This is a genomic window from Pseudomonas sp. P7759 (assembly GCF_013386445.1).
In the GTDB taxonomy this organism is placed as follows: Bacteria; Pseudomonadota; Gammaproteobacteria; order Pseudomonadales; family Pseudomonadaceae; genus Aquipseudomonas; species Aquipseudomonas azotoformans_A.
Window position 1 is genome coordinate 43,772 of sequence record NZ_JACART010000002.1, and the last position, 20,572, is coordinate 64,343.

Consider the following 20,572-nt stretch of genomic DNA (forward strand, 5'->3'; position numbering starts at 1 on the left):
CTACAATTGAATCACTGCGAGATTAAAGGGGCATCTACTAGCAACATTGATTTCACCCAACTTTAGGGGGGGGAAGTCAGAGGTGGAGGCGGTTAAATTGCAATTTATCACTCCTTTAAACAGCCATGTTCTAGGCGAGAATGGCCCCAGAGCGAAAATGGCGTTAGCATTCCGCCTCACTTGGCTTAAACAGCCTGTTTTTCAGATCAGGGTCGCATCGTGGAAAAGCTAAAACGCCTCCAAAGTGGAATTGAAGGGCTCGACGCTCTGCTCAAGGGAGGGCTGGTCGCGGGCGCCTCATACATAATTCAGGGGCGGCCAGGGTCTGGCAAGACGATCCTAGCCAACCAACTTGGGTTCCATCATGCGAACAATGGAGGTCGGGTTCTAGTCGCCACACTGCTGGCCGAGTCACACGACCGTCTTTTTCAGTTTCTTTCCACTCTGAGCTTTTTCGACTCATCCAAAGTAGGCGCTGAAATTCAGTTTGTCAGCGCGTTCGACACTCTGGAAAACGAAGGATTGGACGAGGTGGTGAAACTGCTTCGGCGAGAGATAAGCCGTCAGAAAGCCACAGTGATGGTGGTAGACGGCTTGCTCAATGCTCGCTCAAAAGCCGACTCGCACATTGACACTAAGAAATTCATTTCTGAGCTGCAAGGGCACGCTGCTTTCGCTGGTTGCACAGTGCTTTTTCTCACCAGCTCCCGTCTCGACGACGGCAGCCCTGAGCACACCATGGTTGATGGCGTTATTGAAATGGGCGAAGAGTTATTTGGTACTCGCTCGGTACGTCGTATTCAACTGCGTAAAACTCGCGGCAGTGGAGCGATGACTGGGCTTCACGAGTGCGAGATCACCGATAACGGATTGGTGGTTTACCCTCGACTCGAAAGCCTTTACAGCCACCCGTCCGCCCCAGATAGCGCCGACATGACGCGCATTCCGAGTGGCATTGGTTCACTGGACGGCATATTGGGTGGAGGCCTATACAGTTCCAGTGTATCTCTGGTCATGGGCCCCTCCGGCATAGGTAAAACGACTCTCGGTCTCAAGTTTCTTGCCGAGTCGACGGTGGATGCTCCAGGACTGCATTTTGGCTTTTACGAGAGTCCACAACGGTTGCGACTCAAAGGCCAATCATTGGGCATCGATATCAAAGGTATGGAGGACAGCGGCGCCCTGAGCATTGCATGGCAGCCGACTACCGAAGGCTTGCTGGATGGGTTAGGCGCACGACTGCTGAGTATCGTTGAACAAAAGGGCATCAAGCGACTGTTCATCGATAGCCTTAGCGGTATGACCCGAGTCTCGACAAACCCCGCACGGATTACTGACTTCTTTAGTGCACTGATGAACGAGCTGCGATCCAGGGGCGTAACTGTCTTTGCCTCCTGGGAAATGCGCGATCTGTTTGGCTCCGAGGTCAGCGCTCCGAACTCTGATCTGTCTAGCATCGTGGACAACCTGATGCTGATGCGGTTTTCTGAGAATCACTCTGAACTAAGCCGGACGCTATCCATTCTTAAAGTAAGAGACAGCTCTTACGATCCCTCACGGTTTGAGGTCGTCATCCGCGATCATGATGTTTTCCTGAAAAAGGCTTCAAGACATGAACCATCAGTCCCCACTGAGACATTGCCCGGTTCAAGATCCTAAGCCTTTGTGCGGATTGAATTAACATGACCACCATCCTAGTCGTCGACGACGAGTATTTGATCGCTGACATCCTCGGCTTCGCGCTGGAGGATGAGGGGTTCATGGTGGTAACCGCCAGCAATGGTCGAAAGGGGCTCGAGGTGCTCGAAAGGGAAAGGCCTTCCTTAATCATTACTGACTTTATGATGCCGGTCATGGACGGGCTTGAATTCGCGACGGCTGTACGAGCACTTCCTTCCGCTAACGATTTGCCGATCATCTTGATGAGCGGTGCCCAGGCGCACATCGGTATGCAGAGATCGGATCTGTTTGATGCAGTGTTGGCAAAGCCATTTAATATCGATTTAATCATCGCCGAGGTTAGAAATCTCTTAGGTTCGGAGTAGCTTGTAGCAGCTCGAGGCAATGTGAGTAGCCCTGGGTTTCGTACACGTTCTTGATGTCCGCTTTCGGCCGATTCTGTTGAAAAAGTCGGCCATGGTTTCCACGGCAGAAAAGTACGTGCTTGAGATAAAATCTTTACTATGAGCAGAGGATTTCGGGCTCAGATTTCGCATAGCTGCGCGCAAAAAAGGCGTTTTCAGCAACCAGTGTGCGGGCAGTCTGGAAGGACCGACTTTTTCAACACAATCGGGCGAAAGCAGACACTCCTGACCTTGGAATGGGCTCCCAATCGCCAACTGCTAGGCTGTTCACTGCACCAGAGGAATGCCGATGCCCAACTCAGACCTGATCCCTACGCTGCTCTCCAAGCTCTACGACAACCAACTCGCACTCGAAGCTTCCATCATGGAATTATCGAACTGGGTTGAACAACGTGGTTCTTCCGAAGTGGCCGAAAACATTCGAGGTGCTTTGCACACCATCGATGAGAATGAAGAGTTCATAAAGCTGACGCTGGCAGTGTTAATGTCGCCGGAGTGAGTTCGACAACAGAATTCAGTGCACTCGGATCTTAGGCTCGCTTTGACTCACTGATAGTAACTCGCGACTATTGGTGAAGTCGGCGGCCCGATTCTTCATTCGCTGACCAGTGACAACATAAAGAACGTCGATACCGACCTTGGCGATCGACGTTAGATAGTCCGCCCGCGGAATTCTAGCTCCGGCCTCGTAACGACCCTGAGCATTCACCTCTACTCCCCCTGCGGCACCGAGCATGGCTTGGGTTAATCCGAGGCGAAGCCGTTCAGATTTTAATCTAGCACCGATACTCATCTAAAAAACCCTCCAACAAAAGTCTTTCTCAGAAGATTACCATCTGTTATCGGCGCCGCAGCACTGCTTAAATCTGCAACTCATTTTGGTCTAGCAATCGCGCCCATCCCCACTGCACGCTTAGCGGTCACGATCTACACTGACTTAAAATAGGGGGTGCAGGCATGTGCGGAAGGCTTACACAGTATCGGGGAATCCATGACTTTGTTGCAGCGCTGAGCATGCCCAATGCTCTGGCCAACTCCGTGGGCGATGAGCCTATTGAACGCTACAACGTCGCGCCATCCACCCAGGTCGCATTACTGCATATCCATGGTGAACTGCTGCACGCCGACTCCGTTCGCTGGGGATGGCGCCCTCATTGGGCCAAGGACCGCGCCGCGCCGATCAATGCGCGTGTGGAGAAGGTGGCGCACGGGCCATTCTTTCGGGCGATCTGGCCGCACCGGGCAATAACGCCTATCGATAGTTGGTTTGAGTGGGTGGATGAAGGCGGGCCGAAGAAGCAGCCCTATCTGATCCGTCGACGCGACGGCGCACCGGTGCTGTGTGCGGCCATCGGCCAATTACCAGATGCTGACGAAGGTCCAAGTGAGCATGACGGGTTTGTGATCATCACCGCAGACAGCGCCGGGGGCATGGTGGATATCCACGACCGGCGGCCAGTGGTGCTGACTCCGGAACTGGCTCGGGAATGGTTGGACCTGGCCACGCCCAAAGAGCGCGCAGAGCAGATGGTGCTGCACCAAGGCGAGCCGGCCGAGGCCTTCGAGTGGTTCAAGGTCAGCACGGCAGTGGGCAACGTGCGGAATAAAGGGATAGAGCTGATCAAGCCGGTTCAATAATGTCCGCGATTAATTGCAACGCCATGCCGAAACCAACCATAGCGATCGACAATTTGAAAAGAGCTGCGTTTCTTTGTGGATTTTCCCTACTCGCTAAGTCGTTGTAGCGAATCTCCTCTACTGAGGGGATACGAACGCCACCGCACTTGCTGGATTGGTATGCCTCTAGAGCTGGATTACCCGGAACATTTTCCAATGCGAGATCTACAGCTTTACTTTTAAGATCGATTCGGGAGGCGACCACCAGCCCACCAAGCTGAGAAATCCCGGATACGATTTTCATCCAGTAAACGATAGTTTTCAAATCGATATTTAACATCGTGAATGGCTTCCATATTTGGAAGTTCATTCTAGGACACATTCTATAAACGGCCAGCCCTTCGTAGCCAACATCTGACCGTGACGTTCGCACTCATCGATTTACTTCCCTGACGTACGCCTGACACGCCCTAAGTGCAATCAATCCGCGGTCGCCCGCATCGGTGATGCCGATAATTCGTTGAGCATGCGCTGGGTCAAGTTGGGCTCGACGGGCTGCATGAACCACGCCGACGGCGCCGGGGGCGGCAGGCACGTCGCAGCCACTGGCTGAATCCTCGAGGAGGACTGACAGCCGGACATCAGCAGTAGCAAGCTGGTCACGCAGGCGAGCCTGGTTGCGCTGGGCATCGGATAATTCCTTGGTGTGTTGTTGGTCTTGGACGGCGAGCTTCTGCTCCGTGGCCAGGCGCTTGTCTTGCTCATCGCGGGCCTGGGCAGAGGCGGCATTACTGATCGCCGCCAAGTCATCCTTGTGCAGGCCGGCCTGCTCTGCGAGCTGCTTGCCGTAGCGCCAGTCCTGCACCTGCCAGGTGCCGCCGGCACTGATCACCATCGCCAGCAGGATCGCGGCGAGGATCTGACCGGGCGTCATGACAGCGCCCGCCGCACGCCTTCAGCCAGCACCGCGTCGGGGTAGGCATACCCGGCGTTCTCATGATGAATGATCGCCTTAACGAAACCAGACATCACCGCTGCCTGGGTCAGGTCGACATAGGCACCAGGCCGGGTGCCGGTGTTCACCTCCACCGCACGCACGTAGGCAGCGGTATCGTTCTCCCCCGCCGGAGCCCAACGGCTGATGATGGCCTTCACCGTCTTCAGTCCGTGCTTGCGCTGGTAGGTCAGCAGCAATTTCCCCAGGGCGCGGATGCCGCTCTCTGGTGTATCGAACCGTGCGAAGCGCTTCTCGATGGCCGAGTCTGGCTTGAGCTGTCCCTGCCATTGGTTGGCTGGACTGTAGTCGATGTTTCCGGGGTTGTTGTTACGCACCCCGCGGGTTTCGGTGATAGGCATGCTTTTCTCCAGGCGAAAAAAAACCCGCTCAAGGCGGGTGACGGTGTTCTGCTGTCAATCAGCTTGGCGCCATTGGGCGCTTGCTGCTGTCTGGGAACTCGGGGTTATCGGCGTTCCACTTACGCAGCGCCAGCCAGTACCGCTGCCATTGCTGAGCAGTGCCCAGGATCCCTTCCTCTCCATATTGAATAGCGGTGACGGTCTGCTCGGCCTTAGGCATTTGCTCATCTCGCCAACTGTTTTCTCTCGTCGCTGCCACGGACGGGCTTTCCGACCAATAGGGCGCGGCATCGGAAAACAGCCATACCTGGTCACCATATTCAGGCGGTGGAAAAACAGGTTCGCCGCCGTAGGGGTTATCACCATTTGCGGCGCCGAGGTAGTTCCCGTTCGCGTCTATGTAGTAGAGCATTTCGTCTTCTTGAGAACTTTCAATCAGCTTGGTCGGCTCTGTCATGCCATCACCTCAAACGTAAGTGAAATTTGCGCGGACGTCAGGAAAGTAACACCCCCTGTAGTCTTATTGTTCAGAGCAATACCGCTGGAACCAAGGATAGCTACCAGCGAGTTGACGCTAGAGTTGTAAAAAGTAAAATTGAAGCTAAGGGAGCCGTTCAACGTAACCGGGCAGCTACCGAAATCGATAGTGTCTCCAACGGAATAACCCCCAGCCGCAGTCAACATAGTACCGTAGACATTGATAATCTTGGCTTTAATACCAAGGTTATGGGTGAGTGTCATAGGAGAACCGGCTGTACCGGATAACGCAGAGCTAGTCCATCTCTTAGTAATTGGAGCGCTAGACGATCCAGAATCCCATGCACCCCAAGTCCCGGAAGAAAGGATGCGCTTGTACTCGATCCTGGTAACAGCGGAGATGAAAGTTTGAAGTCCATCCTGAGCACCCGCGCCTTGGTGCCGGATAAAACCGTATGTTTCCGGGGTATTGGCTGAACCTGTTCCGTAATAGAACCCAGTCATCCTGATGGTATTGGCGTCTGCCACGACAAGAGGGTCGTAGCTCCCAATGCCGAAGTTACCGGGGCGCATTACTCGCGAGGCGTCGGAGTCCGTATTGGACGTGGTAACGTCCGCCAGCGCCCCTGTTTTCAACCCAAGAGCAATTCTCGCATCTGACGCGGTATTACCGCCGGTGCCGCCTTGACTGATATCCAGAACCGTTTTGCCTGTCGGGTAAACAACCAGGTAGTCATCTGGCTGAATAATGCCTGCCGCTTTTCTGCGGTAGGCAATGCTGTTTGAGTTCCGATCAAAAACCAGCATTTGCCAGTGTCCCGTGCCTCCGTTCTGCCATGCCGAGACTATTCCCGTAGAGCCAGCAGCAAAAGGCGTTGTTGTACTGCCAAGTTTCATAGGGATATTGGAGGTAGCTGCTGGAGTATTTATGTTGAACTGCTGGCTGACCGTCAGCGCATTTATGTCGGCAGCGATACCTTTGGGCGCGCCCCAACCGCCAAGCGTGATTTGTGCTTGGAGCTTTCCAAAGGCAGAAATAATGGTATCCGATGCTGCAATCGCAGCCGAAACGGCAACACTCAAACCATTGAGCGGAGTCGACAATGGTACAGCTACGGATGCCGCGGCCTGATCAGCATAATTTTTAGCTGTGGTTTCAGATGTCTTTGCAGCATTTTGACTTGCAAGCGCAGCCGCTGCCCGGCTCGTCGCGGAGGCTGCAGATGTAGCTGAGTCAGAAGCTTTACTTGTTGCAATAGCGGCGGAGGCAGTAGCGGAAACTGCTGAGGCTTTCGCCTCTTCAATCTGGGCAGTCATATCGGTGGCGGCGCCAGCAATTACTTTAGTCGCAGCACGGAGCTGGTCTGCCGACTCCTTGACGTACCCCTGCAACGGAGCGATTGCATAAGCAGATGGATCGCCGTAAGGCGGTGAGATCGACATCGCAGTATCACTGGCGATGTTGGTGATCTCATACCAGCCACCATCAGGACCACGGAAGCCGTCTCCTACGCGCGAGTTGGCAATGAAGGATGTTCCCGTCCCGATAACCGCATTGCTGCCAGGCGTAACAGTTACTGTTCCTGTTTTATACCAGGTCATTTGATTCCCCTATGAAATAGGCTTTGCGAAAACCACAGGCGTATAGAATGATGTTTGTATATCAACACCTACAACCTGCATAACCAATCGGTTGTTTGGATAGTCCCATACCGCATACTGGTTGCCCTGGCGGGAGGTTGTACCAGCAACATCCATTGCGATATTGTTCAATAACATGAAATCGCCTGTATTCAGTGGACTATTAGATGTCCAGCTTAATCTCGACGTACCCTGCCCTGTCGGAGACGACCCCAAATACGACCATCCTGTAATCGTTCTTGTAAACTGGGCGCATGCAGTGCCATTATCAAACAGTAACCTAGAGTCTCCACCCCAAAGCCTTAACCCGAAAACTGCTAATTCTTTAGATTGAAAAGCAGCAGAAAACCACCTACCAGAAGTTGATGAACCGGCTATCCCTGTAAACGAGAAACCTGTCCAAGCTCCAGCACTCCCAGATAGTTTACAAAAACATAGCGTATTTGATTGGTCTGGCCTTACAAATACAAGAGGTGGCTCTTGCGTGGTAATTGGGAACGGAAAGCTAGCCCCTGCCCCCCCTACACCACTGTAGGCACCCCGCGCCAAAACAACCAATCTTGAGAATTCAGAATCTAATGTGACCACGTCATCGCTATTGGAGAAGGTTAGCCCAAAAGACATCATCTAAACCTCATAACAATAAGTCTTTGCGGAGCTAGACCCAAAGACGATCCGGACGGCGCACCAGGCTGCCCAAAAAATATAGTTACACCTCCTGACGAAACTATAGGGATGTATTGAATTGCATACATACTGGTGCCGCCAGTGTCATAGTTTGCAATTGGTATACAAACAGCAGAGTGTGTTGAAGGATCAACCCCCGGTATAGGTATAAATCTTGTATATCCTGGTGCTGGCTGCCCAGATTGGACAACCTCTGAGTAAGTTACCCTGACTGTAAACGAGTTCTCATCGAGCTCAAGGGCGCCAGTGGCGCCCCATATCCTCATCCCGAAGCTCATGCTGTAAGATCTCCAAGCTGTACGCGCTTGACTCCGTTTTCGTCGTAGACCTTGATTGCGCGATTGGTCATAGTCAGTCGCCCGCCACCAGGAGCGGGCCCGTTGAACTCCAGATTTCCCGCCTTATCAAGGCGCCAACCCTGCACACCGGCGACGTAGTTGTCCGATTGCAGCGCCTGGCCGATCTTGAGCATGGTGATGCTGCCGTCCTGGATGAACGCCGAGCGCATGAAGACCTGGCCGTTATCCACTGTGAAAGGTGTGAACACCTGCCCACCAGCCAGCGTGCTGACAATCGCGAAACGATCAGCGCTCACCAAGAACTGACTCCGAAGAACACCCTCTTCGTCCTGCTCGATACCCAGGCCAAACCCGGCAGCGACCAGTTGGCCGTCCGCGTTAACCTGCATCTTCACGGAGTACATCGTGGAGAATTTGCCGTCAGTGTCGGCCTGGGCGCGACTTACTGTCTGGATGTCCGCAGAGTTGTCTTCGATCTTGACGCCGATCTGCTGGATGGCCTGGGCCGTCGCCTCACGGTCCGTGACCACAACACTTTCCAACTCGACCACCGAGCCGCTGACCTCTTCCACCTCTGCGGTGAGTTCAGTCTGTCGCTGCACCATCGCGGCATTTTTGGTGGCCTGCGTCTTCACCTCCTGAGCAAAACTGGCCGAAGCGTTGTAGCCCTGGAGTGCATCCGCCAGGTCTCCCTCACCGGTGTCGTCACGGTACGCTGACTGCAAGGCCTGAAGGCTCGACGCGGCCGCCGTGACCACGCCGTCCAACTCGGTGATGCTGGTGGTGTTGATCTCCACTTGGCGCGCAAGACCGTTGGCAGTCTCCAGCACCTGGCCGACGTCCACCCAGTAATCGGCGTTCGGCGGTGGCGTATCCACGGGCACCAATTGCGTGGCCTGGTAGATCCGCTTGCCGACGACCACCAGGTCTCCTTCGAGGTAGACCGTCTCAGGGTCATAGGCCGACAGCCCGTCGAGCGCATCGATCTGCTCCTGCAGCCCTGGGATCTTGTCGATCTCGTCCAAGATGTCCTTGCCCAGTTCGGTGCGACCGATCTGCCCGGCAATCAAGTCCAGCACCGGCGCCGCGTCTGCGCTGGCCATACCCATCACGCCGTTGCCGACTGGATAGAACGGCCCAACGTTGCCGGTGCGGTCCACCAGGCGCGCCCAGAAGAAGAACTGCGCGCCTGCCTTGAGGGCCTGCATGCTGTAGTTCGCCTGGGGATAAGCCAGGTCGGCGAGCTTGGTTGCCACAGACAGGTCATTGGCCTGCCCATACCAAAGCTCGGTGCGCTGGGTATCCTCGGCGCCAGCAGGAAAACCCCACCGAACGCCGATGCCGAACAGTTCGCTGGTGGCGGACAGGAACGCCACCGCCGGCGGCAGGCCGACCTTCCCTTCCAGGTTGGTCAGGTTGGAGCTCTTCCAGATCGAAGATATCTCGAAGGCGCTCACCGAGCGTACGCGGGCAATGTAGGCCCCCGAGTAAATGCCGGTGACATCAACGCTCGTCGCGCCCGTGCGCTGCAGCTTGATCCAGTTGCCGCTGTCCTTACGCCACTCCACGTCATACGCGACCGCGCCGTTCACAGCGGGCCACGAGATGTTCATGGTGCTGATCGCCAAGCCCTGATCCACAGAGTAGTTCGACGAGATGTCGACGCTCGCCGGCGCCGGTACCACGGTGATAGGCACAACGCTGATTGGTCGTTCCTCCAGCCGGGCCCCGGTGTCAATGTGATCGAACTTGCTCGGGTCGTACTGCACAGCCGAGATTTCAAACACGCCAGGTTCTGGCCGCGCCACGCTGACCACGCGATAAAGCGGGATGGCCAAGTCGTCAGCATCCAGCGCCCACACCAGTTCACGCTCCGGCGGCACGGAATAAGCCACGGTCACGGTGACCTGCCGGCCACTGACCAGCTGCACGGTGCGGCCCTCGCATTTGCCGTCGGGAAGGTTGAGGATCAGCCGGTCGCCGGGCTTGGCCTGGGTGTCGCGGTCCAGGGTGATGACTTTGCCGTTGACTGCCGAAATACGCCCGCCCACCGGGCGACCGGCCAGCAGTTCATCGGCGATTGGGATTACGTAGCCAGGTAGCGGGATGCGCCCGTCGAGGCCTACCTTGAAATTGACAGCCCGGTCCTTGGAGTTGGTGAGCAGTGCCCACTTACCGCGGCGCTGGGCCTCGGATTCGCGGGTGCAGCCGATGGCACTGATCTCCAGCGGGTTGTCGCCGTAGCGCCGCTGCAACTTGGCATCGGTCACAGCCGTGACATCGGTGTCGAAGTTGTTCCCCGGGTTGTCGTAGCTGATCAGCGCCCGCGTGTAGCGGGTGCGCTCCGACGCGCTGGAATAGGTGAACTTGCCGTCGATGACGTTCGCCCGGGTATAGGCGAAGTCGAAGTCAGTTGCCCGTGGCATGTCCGCCAGGGTAAAGACCTGGCCTTGGGCCCAGTAGGTCATGCCCCGGTAAATCGCCGAGATATCGCGCAGCAGCGACCAGGCGTCAGCCTTGCTCTGCAGGTTCAGGTTGCAGATGAAGCGAGGCTCCTGGCCGCCCTTCCCGTCCGGCACCAGCTGGTCGCAGTACTGCGAGATGCGGTACAGCTCCCACTTGTCTACCATCCACGGCTTGATTCGGCGGCCCAGGCCGAAGCGGTCGGCGGTGGTGATGTCATACGTCATCCAGGTCGCGTTGTCGGTCCAGGCCTGTTTGAATGTGCCGTCCCAAACGCCGGAATAGGTTCGAGACACTGGGTCGTAGTTGCTCGGCACCTGCATCTTCTTCAGCTTTGTCTCGACCGTCACGGCCGGGATGCTGCGGAACTGTTCGGCGGAAAACTCGATGTAGAGCAACGCGGTGTTCGGGTACCGGATCTTGGCGTCGATCACCTCTGTGAATCCGGCAATCTGCATCGTGTCGGAGATTTTGTTGTTGTTCTGGTTTGCAGTCAGGCGAGTGATCCGCATCAGCCAACCAGAAGTAGCCCTCGGCAAATTGATACGGCGCGTGCGCTCGTAGACGCTCGTGGTCTTGCCGGATACAGCCTCGTTCAGCACCTCCTGGTAGGCACCGCCGTCAGTTGCCAGCTCGACCTTGTAGCCAATCGCGTAACCGTTGATGTTTCCGCCCGAGTCGACCGATTGAAGTGCCGGCCAAGCAAACCGCACGCGCACAGCAGAGAGCTGAGTATTGGTGATGGCCCGCACCCATGGCGTACCGCTGCGCAACTCGGTGCTGATGGTGGTCTCGTTTTCTACCGATGGGATCCCTTGGATATAGGGCTGATCCACCGCGCCGGTCCGCCACTCCCACTTCACGTTCGGGAAATTCATGTTGCCTTGGGGGTCTTGCAGTGGGGTGTTGTCCAGATAGATGTCCCTGGCCGTTGGCGTACCCTCGAACTCGCCCTCACCGACAGCAATCAGCATCTTGGCAATAGCAACAGAGCGCAGGCTATCCGGGGCTTCCGTTGGCGTTTTGGGTTTCTCTTCGCCGCCCTTGGCGCCGTGGATGTCGATCTTTTGTGCTGCGCCCATGCTTTTCTCCAGGCAATAAAAAACCGCCTCGCGGGCGGTGTGGGTATCTGTACAGCTTGGATGAAATTCCAGTGGCACTTGCCGGTGTCGGAGTAGTAGCTTTGCGCCTCCAATGAGCCGCTCCGGTCCTTTGATTCGCAAGCCCATGGACCCGGGCGATATGACCTAGGAGGTCAGCAATGAACGATACACCTGGACACGTAGCATTATCCCGAGCGCTGCAGGACATCGCAGACAAGAGCGTTAGCGGCAAGGTGCCAAACGAACTCCACAGCGTCGCTCAGGCGTTCAAGGTCGTAATTAATGATCTCGATCAGCGAGTGAAAAAGCTTGAGGCAGCACTGCGCGCCTCAAAAATCTCCATACCCCAGTAATCATGCACCGACCAGGCTGAAGCCTGGTCACGCTTGGTCTTCAGCGTAAATTGCGGCACTGATTATGGCTCCGCCAACGCGGCGCTTCCCATAACAAAGCGGTACAGGGTTCCCAGACGCTGTTGTGTTCTGCGCTGAGCCGAAGGCATATCCAGGCGTGTTCTCGGGCGCCGCGCTGGTCTTGAGTCCGCCCGCCTGGGGGCTGAGCATTTGGATCACGCCGCCGGCGACGAGGCCGATGCCTGCACCTATGAGCGGAGTACCGAAAGGCGTTGCAGAGAAAATAACACCCACAACAATCAAGATCGCACCGACGATGGTTTGAAGAATACCGCCGCGCTTGCTGCCTACGATCACGGGCGCAATCCGGATGTCTCCGGCACCGTTGTAGCACAGCTCCTTCTCCCCGATATTACGCTTATCGCGAAACACCGCGAACTCAAGGCCGCGCGACTTGGCATTCGAGAGAAACCGCTCGAATCCAGGGATCTGCACGCATAGTGCTTTGATCGCCTCCGCCGGCGATTTCACTGCGAGCCTGAAGGACTTTCCGAACTGTCGGAGCTGCCCGTGCAGGCGAATCGTCGTCATGGGTTGGTAGTTGATCGCTGATGCCTGCATCACTTTCTCCGAGCAATAAAAAACCGCCCGGAGGCGGTTTCAAGGTTTTCTTGATTCAGTTGTAATCGACATAGGGCCCTATGTAGAACCCAGCCATGTCGCCGCTGATACGGTACAGGCTTTCTTTGCCTGGCTGCACCGTTGCTGCGATGGTTCGAATTGCAGCGCCTGCGCACAAGCCAGAGCCAGCCAGGCCTGCGCCGAGATTGGGCGACCCCGGCGGAAGGTAGAATGTAGCTCGCTGACCAGTACCGATTTTTGCAGCCCTGCGGCCGTCGACATAAACAACAATGTCGCAACCAGAGCCGACCGCGCCAGAGTCGCGCACCACGGTGATTTTTCCGCTCTCGCCAGCCGGTTTAGTCTGGAAGGCATAGACCTCGTCCGACGGAACCGGCTTCGCATCCCGCACCGAGATCGCCGATGAGGCACACCCCGCCAGCATCGCCACCGCAACCGCCGCTATCAAAATCCGCATGTCGTTCCCTCTTTGGTTTGGCGGGAATGTAGCACTGAGGGGGAGATGTAAAAAGCCCAGCGCGGGGCTGGGCTATTCCAAAGACAGCTTTCGGCCAGAAGCAGACGTTCAGCGATTGGGGCTAACCGATGTCTGCGCCCCCATCAGGAGCTTGAGAAAGCTTTCAGCCTCTGAGCGGTTCTGGAACATTAAAGTGAAGGTGCCCAGAGTAAGCAAGCAGCAAGGGGGAGATTCGATTTCTTCGAAAACGATTTTCACAGACGTCCTCCAGTCAAACCTTAATTACGTAGTTACAGGACGTAGCGGTTTGACCTGCCTTCCATCCTGAAACACCCGATCCTTACCATCATGCTTCGCTTTATACATATTGCTGTCGGCGCATTTGAGCACTGCGGACATGTCCGATGTCGCTCGGAACTGCGCGACGCCCGCGCTGCAAGTGAACTGATGCGGAGGCAATACACTGCAACGGATGTTGCCCAGCAGGCGCAATGCGTACTCATGAGCAACCGCATCATCTTCGCCCAACAACAAGACACCGAATTCCTCACCTCCAATCCGCCCGACACTGTGGCTGCCAGGGGTGGATTTCAGGCACGCGGCCATGGCACACAAAATCTTGTCACCGACATCGTGACCGTACTGATCGTTTTTTAATTTAAATTCGTCAATATCCAACATTATAAAGTAGCCGCTGTGGCCTTCTGCCAATGCATTTTGGAAGAGCCCCATAAAGGCCCGTCGATTAAGTAAGGAGGTGAGAAAATCTGTCTCCGCCAATGTCCTGAATTCACTTTCGACCAACAACACTGAGCGCATGTTTCTTAGATAGGTAAAGCTGAGAGTAAACCCTATGGACATGGAAGCAACGCAAAAAATGACCAGATAAACTTCCAGTTCCCGGTAAAAGCCAACGTCCAAATTGGGCCACATCAGTATCCAGACCAGTAATGTAGAGAGAAGATAGTCCTGAACCGTGACGAATAAGATAGCACTGCTTACCACGATGATCACAGCTAGGGGGAGCGTAAAGACGCGCAGCTGCACATTGGTGTCAATCACATGCGCAAAGCCGAGTGACAGAATCAATATATACACGCCGCCGAGCATTCTCCATATGCGAAAATCAGCAACTACGCGATGAACGTACCAAATAACCAACAACGATGCTGTAACCAACATATTTAACAGATTTAACGTTGTCGCAGGCTCAATCAGCAACACACAAAGCCAGGAAACAATTCCCGCCATTTCAATCTTGGTTACCGCTGGTGATAGCAGTGTTCGCATTCTTGGTCTGATTTTGAAAGTCGCCGGCATCCCTAAACTCCTTTTCCGAAACGGCCTGAATGTGATGTCAACGTCTGGGCAATACCTAATCAATGAATTAAGTGTGCTTTGGCATCCAAATTCCTGTTATCAATCGGAAAAACCGTACGCAAAAACTTCCATATTGCTTTCACCAAAGGCGGAGGCGTTACCGCGACGTAGATAAAGCGTTCAATGCAGATCGCTGGTGACTCTACCAATGGCTTTCACTACTTGCTTTGCGCCTGACTGGATAGCTGCCATCGCCATACCTGCCTGTTCGGACAGTTCCAATAAAACGTTGGCTTGGTCTCTGCTGCACTGGACATGCAACGCGGCTTCGCCGGCCAATTCTCGATTTTGCCTGACCACACCGTTAATCTCCTGGGTGGCCGCACTGGTACGGCCGGCGAGCTTGCGCACTTCATCCGCCACGACAGCGAATCCTCGTCCATGCACTCCAGCGCGTGCAGCTTCGATAGCGGCGTTAAGCGCCAAGAGATTGGTCTGGGTGGCAATGGCGCCGATCGTGTCGACGATGGAAGCGATCAACTGCGACTGCGATTCAAGCGCGGTCATGCTGTCGGTCACCAAGGCCATCTGTTGGGAAATATTCTGTGTGCCGAGCACGGAGTCGGCGACCAGTTCCATCCCTCGGTTAGCTTTCACATCGGTATCTAGCGACACGTCGTAAGCCATGGTCGCTGCTTGTTTGATTCCGTCGGCTTTTTCAACTTGCTCGGTCACTACGCTGGCGAATTTGGCAATTTTATAAACCCGACCGGAAGCGTCTCTGATGGGATTGTAAGTGGCCTCCAGCCAAACCACTTTTCCGCTTTTATCTACCCGGCGAAAGCGACCAGCGTTAAACACGCCCTTGTTCAGACTCTTCCAGAATTCATCGTAATGCGCCGACGCCACGTCCTCCGCTAGGCAGAACAGACGGTGATGCTTGCCCTGTATCTCCGCAAGGCTGTAACCCATCGCCTGGACGAACGATTCGTTGGCGTAGACGACCTCACCCGCGAGACTGAACTGGATCATCGCCATCGAGCGGTTCAGTGCGCTGAACATTTCGATAACCTCCTGTTCGTCCCGCGCCAGCGGAGGTGCAACCATGCCGTAGCCTTGAAACGTCCGGTTCGCTGCAGCGATCCAGCCTATATTGAGTGTCACAGCACGGCCGTCGGAGGCACGATAGCGTTGCGGTTCGATGGCGCACAGGTTGGGTGCAAAATCATTCTGCGGTTGCGCGTTGAGGTTACTCATTACCATTTTTGAAAGCTGTTCCAGCGAGTATCCCAGCATTTGCGCAAACCGCTGGTTGGCCGAGATAATCCGGCCAGCTCCATCGACACGTACTGAAAGAAACACCGCTTCGACGTCGGCGACTGTCCCGAGCGCCAGGCACAATTGCTCTTGGCAGGTAAAAAGAGCATTCTTCAACTGGCGATTAAACACGCTGAACTCCGGCATAAAAATTACAACAAAAAGGACATTGCTTAGTGATTAAATCGCGCCCCAAAATAACAAGCGAACTCGCGCTAACGCTCACACACACAGCGAATACCGCCAGGCTCGTTTCCTACTTCGCTCTCCTCAACTCCCAACTCCATGCTGACACGGGCAATTGCAAAGTAGATTGACATGGCCCGCCGCATCAATTCGAGAAAGGCCGGACTCAACCCCACCAAACGTTTGTCGCATTTGAAATAGCCCTGTAACTGGCCTTCTTTGATCATGCGCTGCATGTGTGTTTTGGACACGCCCAGACGCGATGAAAGCTCCACGTAAGAGGATACGTTGTAGCCGGTCTCTAACGAGCCGGTGCGCAGGGCATCGGCATAGAGTGCGAGCATCGGCAGATGACCGCCGTCCCGATTGAGAATCCATTTCGCTTCAGGCAACAGCTTGTCGAGCAGGAAGTCCCCTTCAAGTATCTTGGCAAACCCTCGAAAAAATACGCGCAATAGATCAACATTCTTCCCCACAACCGATAACCCACTGTCGTATGGAGAGATCATCTGCGAAGGCAGCAAATAAGATTTGATTAGCTGCACGGTATTGCTTAGCGCTTTTTCCGTAGGTCGGAAACTACGTTGACGCCCGTCCTGCACATGTAACCGAACATCCAGATATCCGGAAATGGACAAAAATGAACAATAAGAATCCAGGCTATTTCGAGACATATAGCCACGTTCGTAGCAGAATGCCTTTACTCTGGATAAAGGAACTTTCTCGTCTTTGTAGCTGAAGCTCAACAAAGACAGGGCAACCATGAATCGGTCATATTTCAACAAATTTTTATAAAATGAAGGCTTTTCTCGATAGCTTTCCATGACCAAATCAAAATGCAGCAGAACAGCTTCATCTATATTGTCTCGGGTCATTTCCGAACTGGTCTCTTTCAAATACTCAAGCAGATCAGTCTTGTTCATCGAAGTTACACAACCTTTAGCCGGCAATATCAAACTGCTACCATTCGCAATACGCACAGTATATGCGTATTCGAACCGCTGGCAGGTTCACCCCAAAAATGTTTTATGACCTGGCGCGCTTCGATCGCAGCTCACCCGAGCGTGTCTGATCGATGCCCACCGGCCTAAAGGTGAGCTGCGTGCATGAATCTCTTCGACCAATAGCAGCCATCAACGCGTCACTATAATTCCCTTGCATCATGATGCTCGCCACGATCCCCTCGTGGCACCGAAGTATAGTTGGTGCATCTAACCCATCTTGGAGTGGGCCAGCGCGAATTCATCGTCCAGGATCCCGACGGTTATCTCATCAGGTTGGTAGAGCGGTTGGGTGAGAAGCGGATTTGCTGAATCTGAATTTGAATCTGAGTCAAGCCGATATTCAGGTTTGGGGTTCAGCGGACGTAGTTCAACGTCCGCTAATGGCCGATTGCTGCCTTTCGCGAACGACAGCTTAGGGTCGAAAGCGGACGCGCAACATGCTATCGACCTGGCCAGGCATCCAGCGTGGATGGAATGCCAGTGGCATCTGATCCGGAAGCGATAGTAGCCTCCGCCAACTCAAAGTCGGCCAGGAGGCCCTATGTCCTCGCTCTTGTTCTACACGGATGAAAACGAAGCAATTGTAGCCACTGACACGCTTTTACATTATTCCGTCGACACGCCCCCAGGGTTGGCCAGCAAAGCCATCTCGATCCCGCACATCCGTATGATCATTGCCGGCACGGGATCGGCCCTGCTTTTCAATCGATGGATCGGCCTTGTGAATAACCAAGGTTTTGCCCTCAATGTAGATGCGGTCGATGCACATGCCGCCCAGGAGCTTCAGGCCCTCTGGAGCGAACTGAATCGCCATGTTCCCGCCCTCCAAGACCAAACTGCAACGATCTATCACTTCGGGATTTCCGACGACTCGGGAAAGGTCCATGGATTCGCATACCGTTCTGGGTCGGACTTCAAATCCGAGCGTTTGGATTATGGGCTTGGCGTAAAGCCAGAGCTTATGGACAAATCGGGAATAAATTGGAACTCGTTCCCTGCGTGTGCGCCTGACATCATGCGTGCCCAGTCGCGACAGGAGGATGAAAAGTCCGGTGATCGCGTTTACATAGGCGGGACGACAGAGGTCATTCATCTAACAAAAGACGGATTTTCGATCTATTCGCTGGGCGGTTTTGACTGAGCATCTTTGTGCCTGAGGATCAGGCGCGTTCTGTCATGCCAGGGCCCGCCGTAGACGATGATCTCGGACGGCCTGCCGTACAGGTGGTGTAGCAGGAACGGCCCAGGCCCGAATGCGCCTGCCTCTTCACCTGGTAGCGCCGGGTCCGTGCCGATGTATATCCCGGCATGGTTCGGGTGAACCGTCCGCCCGACATGCATGACGATCAGGTCGCCGCGTTGCGGTCGGTCGACACGCACAAAGCCGGCGGCCTCGTAATGCTGCTCGTACAGGCTAGCGTTGTCCGCGCTCTCCCACCAGCCGTCGGCGCGCTGGAAGGCTTCGAACTCCAGCCCCCACTCACGCTTGTACCAGTCAGCGCAGACCTGCCAGCAGTCCCAGGCGCCATGCACGAACGGGCGCTTCAGCAGCGGCGTGCTGCCCGTGGGTGTGATCGACCTGAGGTCGCCCTCGGGCCAACTCAGGATGTGCCAGGGCAAAGCCGTTGCCTCGCACATGGCCAGGTCGTGCGGTGACGGCCTGCTGGTGGCGTCAGGGTGCGAGTGAACGATACCGATCACTTCGCCCAAGTCCTCCGCCGCGGCGTAGTCCTCGGGATCGAGCCGGAACTCTTCGTTGGGCTCCGTGGCGATGTTCCGGCACGGGAAGTACTTCTGCGCCCGCCCGATGGCCAACAGCAGGCCACAGCACTCGCGTGGATATTCCGCCGCCGCGTGAGCCTGGATGGCCGCGATGATGTGTTTTCGCATTATTTGCGCCCACTAAAAAGGGCGCCGTAGCGCCCTTGGTTAAGCAGATATTTTCCTGGATCGCGGTGGCGCAAGTAACGCCCTACCTACAATCCCGGCCTTTACTCTGTTGCGTACGGTGGCAGAGTCGACTCCAGCAATTTTTGCCCACTCTACAAGTGTCCGCTCCTCCCCATCGATCACCGCTGTTGCGTTGTGCTTACGAACAGGCAGGGACGCAGCTTCATCAGGAGTCATCCCAGCATCGAGGCGGTTGTAGAACGTAGATTCTTTTATGCCAGCCTCACGCCAAACACTGGCGATATGCCTCTTACTGCCAAGGCGCGTGACAATGGCGTTGTTCCGCTTATGCTCGCCCTGGCCGAGCGCATCAGTCCAGCGACAGTTTCCTGGCTCGTAATCGCCATTCTCATCAAGCCGATCGATGCTCTGGCCTTTCTCCTTCGCTCCCATCCCGGCGACAAATCCTGCAATGTCTCGCCACTCATCACACACCTGAATGCCTCGACCTCCGTAATCTTTGAAGTCCTTGGAGTCCGGGTTATAGCAGCGGTCAATCATCGCCTTCCATGTTCCATAGGCCGAGTGCTTGTGCAGGCCGTGGGTGGTGAGCGCCTCCACCACCCGCTGCTTGTTGTAGCAACCGCAAGAAACGGTTGCGCCACTTATGAGCGAACTGCGAAGTATCTTCCTGCTCGCCCCACAATCACACAGGCATCCCCAGATAGTGGTTCTGTATGGTCGGTCATTTATCTCTTTGCTTACGACTGTTAAGCGACCGAATCGGCAACCGACAAGGTTTAATGGAAACTTGGCTTTCAATTCACACCCCTACAGTATGAAACCTAACATGAGGAGCGCAGCAGGCCAGTTAGGTATTGGCTTTTCGGGGGCGACCCTAGCTGCACACCGCATTGTATCAGCTCCTACTGATCAAATTCACAGCCGGAAATCCCCCAAATCCCAATTCTTCGTTCTCGCCAAAACGCAGCTTGCAGGACGACAAACATCCCTTGCACTGGTCAAGCGCGGGGTCGTCCGTTGGTTTGTCCTCGTCGTCGAACATGGCCGCACCGGTGTAGCCGCAATCCGGACCACGATATCCATTCGTCATGGCCCAGTGGCAGAAAGTCGTCATCTGCCGACCGGGCAGCCCGTGGTTGTCGATCTCGCCTGGCGAAGACAGCTCCCAGACCACCGCCTCACCGTCCTCGCTGGTTTTCTGGTCGATGTACCAGATCTCCAGCGCTTCCTGAGTCGGATCGGCAGTTGGATTGCCTTCGGGGAAGTTCGCCGCGTCCAGGTACTGAGCCAGCGTCTCGCGGACCGTCAGCTTGAACTTGAGCATATCCTCGAAGGCCAGGCACAGCGCGGTAACACGCCCGTTGACGTTGCCGGCGGCAAATGTCGGCCGAGAGGCTGTGCCGTCGCTGCTCGAGGAAATACCCTCAATCTGCACCGGCCAGGCCGCGTACTCCTCGCCTTGCCAGATAATCGACTTGGCGGGCAGGTCCTCTTCCGAGCCCTCATAGGCCAGCAATTCCTCTGGCGTGTGCGGGATGGCGTGACCGTGAAAGCGCAGGTAATCCGCGCCGTACTCGGTCCCGTCGATTTCGAACAGGCGAATCTCGCCGCCGGGCTCCAGTTTCTGGATGTCCGTGATCAGTGCCATGGGG

Annotated in this window: 21 protein-coding genes and 2 pseudogenes; 7 read left to right on the forward strand and 16 right to left on the reverse strand. The window is 55.3% G+C overall.

Annotated features, from left to right (window positions below; translation table 11 throughout):
- Positions 1–216: 216 nt before the first annotated feature.
- The 3 genes from HX823_RS00240 (at position 217) to HX823_RS00250 (ending at position 2,583) form a co-directional block, all read left to right on the forward strand.
- Complete coding sequence (locus HX823_RS00240) at positions 217–1,659, forward strand: ATPase domain-containing protein (protein ID WP_177004066.1); 1,443 nt, start codon at positions 217–219, stop codon at positions 1,657–1,659.
- A 23-nt stretch (positions 1,660–1,682) separates the two neighbouring features.
- Positions 1,683–2,045 (forward strand): response regulator, encoded by a 363-nt coding sequence (locus HX823_RS00245; RefSeq protein WP_105523560.1) that lies wholly within the window; start codon positions 1,683–1,685, stop codon positions 2,043–2,045.
- A 328-nt stretch (positions 2,046–2,373) separates the two neighbouring features.
- Positions 2,374–2,583 carry a hypothetical protein gene (locus tag HX823_RS00250; protein WP_177003950.1) on the forward strand — a complete coding sequence of 70 codons (210 nt, stop codon included), beginning with the start codon at positions 2,374–2,376 and terminating at the stop codon, positions 2,581–2,583.
- A gap of 15 nt (positions 2,584–2,598) precedes the next feature.
- Here the strand turns inward: HX823_RS00250 and HX823_RS00255 are convergent, their stop codons facing one another.
- Positions 2,599–2,877, reverse strand: a complete 279-nt coding sequence (locus HX823_RS00255; RefSeq protein WP_177073831.1) for a helix-turn-helix domain-containing protein — start codon at positions 2,875–2,877, stop codon at positions 2,599–2,601.
- Positions 2,878–3,041: 164 nt separating this feature from the next.
- On the opposite strand from HX823_RS00255, the gene HX823_RS00260 reads away from it, so the two are divergent.
- Positions 3,042–3,722, forward strand: coding sequence for an SOS response-associated peptidase family protein (locus HX823_RS00260; RefSeq protein WP_177073832.1), 681 nt, complete (start codon positions 3,042–3,044; stop codon positions 3,720–3,722).
- On the opposite strand, the gene HX823_RS00265 is transcribed toward HX823_RS00260, so the two are convergent.
- The 6 genes from HX823_RS00265 to HX823_RS00290 form a co-directional block, all read right to left on the reverse strand.
- Positions 3,706–4,041, reverse strand: coding sequence for a hypothetical protein (locus HX823_RS00265; protein WP_177073833.1), 336 nt, complete (start codon positions 4,039–4,041; stop codon positions 3,706–3,708). The genes HX823_RS00260 and HX823_RS00265 overlap by 17 nt on opposite strands.
- 93 nt (positions 4,042–4,134) lie before the next feature.
- Positions 4,135–4,635 carry a lysis system i-spanin subunit Rz gene (locus HX823_RS00270; RefSeq protein ID WP_177073834.1) on the reverse strand — a complete coding sequence of 167 codons (501 nt, stop codon included), beginning with the start codon at positions 4,633–4,635 and terminating at the stop codon, positions 4,135–4,137.
- Complete coding sequence (locus tag HX823_RS00275; protein WP_177073835.1) at positions 4,632–5,057, reverse strand: structural protein; 426 nt, start codon at positions 5,055–5,057, stop codon at positions 4,632–4,634. The genes HX823_RS00270 and HX823_RS00275 overlap by 4 nt, the downstream gene beginning before the upstream one ends.
- A gap of 58 nt (positions 5,058–5,115) precedes the next feature.
- Positions 5,116–5,514, reverse strand: coding sequence for a hypothetical protein (locus HX823_RS31880; protein WP_256349934.1), 399 nt, complete (start codon positions 5,512–5,514; stop codon positions 5,116–5,118).
- On the reverse strand, positions 5,511–7,136 hold the full coding sequence (locus HX823_RS31885; protein WP_256349935.1) for a pyocin knob domain-containing protein: 1,626 nt from the start codon (positions 7,134–7,136) through the stop codon (positions 5,511–5,513). Before HX823_RS31885 ends, HX823_RS31880 begins: the two co-directional genes overlap by 4 nt.
- Before the next feature lie 1,000 nt (positions 7,137–8,136).
- The gene (locus HX823_RS00290) at positions 8,137–11,706 is read right to left on the reverse strand and encodes a host specificity protein J (protein WP_177073906.1); all 3,570 of its coding nucleotides are present in this window, start codon (positions 11,704–11,706) and stop codon (positions 8,137–8,139) included.
- Positions 11,707–11,885: 179 nt separating this feature from the next.
- On the opposite strand from HX823_RS00290, the gene HX823_RS00295 reads away from it, so the two are divergent.
- Positions 11,886–12,080 carry a hypothetical protein gene (locus HX823_RS00295; protein ID WP_170042750.1) on the forward strand — a complete coding sequence of 65 codons (195 nt, stop codon included), beginning with the start codon at positions 11,886–11,888 and terminating at the stop codon, positions 12,078–12,080.
- A 27-nt stretch (positions 12,081–12,107) separates the two neighbouring features.
- Here the strand turns inward: HX823_RS00295 and HX823_RS00300 are convergent, their stop codons facing one another.
- From HX823_RS00300 to HX823_RS00320, 6 genes and pseudogenes are all read right to left on the reverse strand, one after another.
- Complete coding sequence (locus HX823_RS00300) at positions 12,108–12,701, reverse strand: tail assembly protein (RefSeq protein WP_177073836.1); 594 nt, start codon at positions 12,699–12,701, stop codon at positions 12,108–12,110.
- 55 nt (positions 12,702–12,756) lie between these two features.
- Positions 12,757–13,179 (reverse strand): hypothetical protein, encoded by a 423-nt coding sequence (locus tag HX823_RS00305; RefSeq protein ID WP_122560937.1) that lies wholly within the window; start codon positions 13,177–13,179, stop codon positions 12,757–12,759.
- Between the two features lie 282 nt (positions 13,180–13,461).
- Positions 13,462–14,499 carry a GGDEF domain-containing protein gene (locus tag HX823_RS00310; RefSeq protein WP_177073837.1) on the reverse strand — a complete coding sequence of 346 codons (1,038 nt, stop codon included), beginning with the start codon at positions 14,497–14,499 and terminating at the stop codon, positions 13,462–13,464.
- A 180-nt stretch (positions 14,500–14,679) separates the two neighbouring features.
- Positions 14,680–15,186 (reverse strand): methyl-accepting chemotaxis protein, encoded by a 507-nt coding sequence (locus HX823_RS32190; protein WP_370706276.1) that lies wholly within the window; start codon positions 15,184–15,186, stop codon positions 14,680–14,682.
- Positions 15,187–15,231: 45 nt separating this feature from the next.
- A pseudogene (locus HX823_RS32195) lies at positions 15,232–15,963 on the reverse strand (PAS domain-containing protein); the annotation flags it as partial.
- A 68-nt stretch (positions 15,964–16,031) separates the two neighbouring features.
- The gene (locus tag HX823_RS00320; RefSeq protein WP_177073839.1) at positions 16,032–16,925 is read right to left on the reverse strand and encodes a hypothetical protein; all 894 of its coding nucleotides are present in this window, start codon (positions 16,923–16,925) and stop codon (positions 16,032–16,034) included.
- Between the two features lie 303 nt (positions 16,926–17,228).
- Here HX823_RS00320 and HX823_RS31890 point away from each other — a divergent pair.
- Positions 17,229–17,315 (forward strand): annotated as a pseudogene (locus HX823_RS31890) (VOC family protein); the annotation flags it as partial.
- A 232-nt stretch (positions 17,316–17,547) separates the two neighbouring features.
- Complete coding sequence (locus HX823_RS00325) at positions 17,548–18,147, forward strand: hypothetical protein (protein WP_177073840.1); 600 nt, start codon at positions 17,548–17,550, stop codon at positions 18,145–18,147.
- Here the strand turns inward: HX823_RS00325 and HX823_RS00330 are convergent.
- The 3 genes from HX823_RS00330 to HX823_RS00340 form a co-directional block, all read right to left on the reverse strand.
- The gene (locus HX823_RS00330; protein WP_177073841.1) at positions 18,123–18,896 is read right to left on the reverse strand and encodes a C40 family peptidase; all 774 of its coding nucleotides are present in this window, start codon (positions 18,894–18,896) and stop codon (positions 18,123–18,125) included. The genes HX823_RS00325 and HX823_RS00330 overlap by 25 nt on opposite strands.
- 39 nt (positions 18,897–18,935) lie before the next feature.
- Entirely contained in the window at positions 18,936–19,718 is a 783-nt protein-coding gene (locus tag HX823_RS00335; RefSeq protein WP_177073842.1) for a hypothetical protein, read from the reverse strand.
- A gap of 97 nt (positions 19,719–19,815) precedes the next feature.
- Positions 19,816–20,568 (reverse strand): phage minor tail protein L, encoded by a 753-nt coding sequence (locus HX823_RS00340; protein ID WP_177073843.1) that lies wholly within the window; start codon positions 20,566–20,568, stop codon positions 19,816–19,818.
- Positions 20,569–20,572: the final 4 nt, after the last annotated feature.

Bases quoted from the DNA above. Each gene is read 5' to 3' on its own strand.
- HX823_RS00245 (WP_105523560.1), top strand. From the start codon at position 1,683: ATGACCACCATCCTAGTCGTCGACGACGAGTATTTGATCGCTGACATC.
- HX823_RS00250 (WP_177003950.1), top strand. From the start codon at position 2,374: ATGCCCAACTCAGACCTGATCCCTACGCTGCTCTCCAAGCTCTACGAC.
- HX823_RS00255 (WP_177073831.1), bottom strand. From the start codon at position 2,877: ATGAGTATCGGTGCTAGATTAAAATCTGAACGGCTTCGCCTCGGATTA.
- HX823_RS00260 (WP_177073832.1), top strand. From the start codon at position 3,042: ATGTGCGGAAGGCTTACACAGTATCGGGGAATCCATGACTTTGTTGCA.
- HX823_RS00265 (WP_177073833.1), bottom strand. From the start codon at position 4,041: ATGTTAAATATCGATTTGAAAACTATCGTTTACTGGATGAAAATCGTA.
- HX823_RS00270 (WP_177073834.1), bottom strand. From the start codon at position 4,635: ATGACGCCCGGTCAGATCCTCGCCGCGATCCTGCTGGCGATGGTGATC.
- HX823_RS00275 (WP_177073835.1), bottom strand. From the start codon at position 5,057: ATGCCTATCACCGAAACCCGCGGGGTGCGTAACAACAACCCCGGAAAC.
- HX823_RS31880 (WP_256349934.1), bottom strand. From the start codon at position 5,514: ATGACAGAGCCGACCAAGCTGATTGAAAGTTCTCAAGAAGACGAAATG.
- HX823_RS31885 (WP_256349935.1), bottom strand. From the start codon at position 7,136: ATGACCTGGTATAAAACAGGAACAGTAACTGTTACGCCTGGCAGCAAT.
- HX823_RS00290 (WP_177073906.1), bottom strand. From the start codon at position 11,706: ATGGGCGCAGCACAAAAGATCGACATCCACGGCGCCAAGGGCGGCGAA.
- HX823_RS00295 (WP_170042750.1), top strand. From the start codon at position 11,886: ATGAACGATACACCTGGACACGTAGCATTATCCCGAGCGCTGCAGGAC.
- HX823_RS00300 (WP_177073836.1), bottom strand. From the start codon at position 12,701: ATGCAGGCATCAGCGATCAACTACCAACCCATGACGACGATTCGCCTG.
- HX823_RS00305 (WP_122560937.1), bottom strand. From the start codon at position 13,179: ATGCGGATTTTGATAGCGGCGGTTGCGGTGGCGATGCTGGCGGGGTGT.
- HX823_RS00310 (WP_177073837.1), bottom strand. From the start codon at position 14,499: ATGCCGGCGACTTTCAAAATCAGACCAAGAATGCGAACACTGCTATCA.
- HX823_RS32190 (WP_370706276.1), bottom strand. From the start codon at position 15,186: ATGGCTTACGACGTGTCGCTAGATACCGATGTGAAAGCTAACCGAGGG.
- HX823_RS00320 (WP_177073839.1), bottom strand. From the start codon at position 16,925: ATGAACAAGACTGATCTGCTTGAGTATTTGAAAGAGACCAGTTCGGAA.
- HX823_RS00325 (WP_177073840.1), top strand. From the start codon at position 17,548: ATGTCCTCGCTCTTGTTCTACACGGATGAAAACGAAGCAATTGTAGCC.
- HX823_RS00330 (WP_177073841.1), bottom strand. From the start codon at position 18,896: ATGCGAAAACACATCATCGCGGCCATCCAGGCTCACGCGGCGGCGGAA.
- HX823_RS00340 (WP_177073843.1), bottom strand. From the start codon at position 20,568: ATGGCACTGATCACGGACATCCAGAAACTGGAGCCCGGCGGCGAGATT.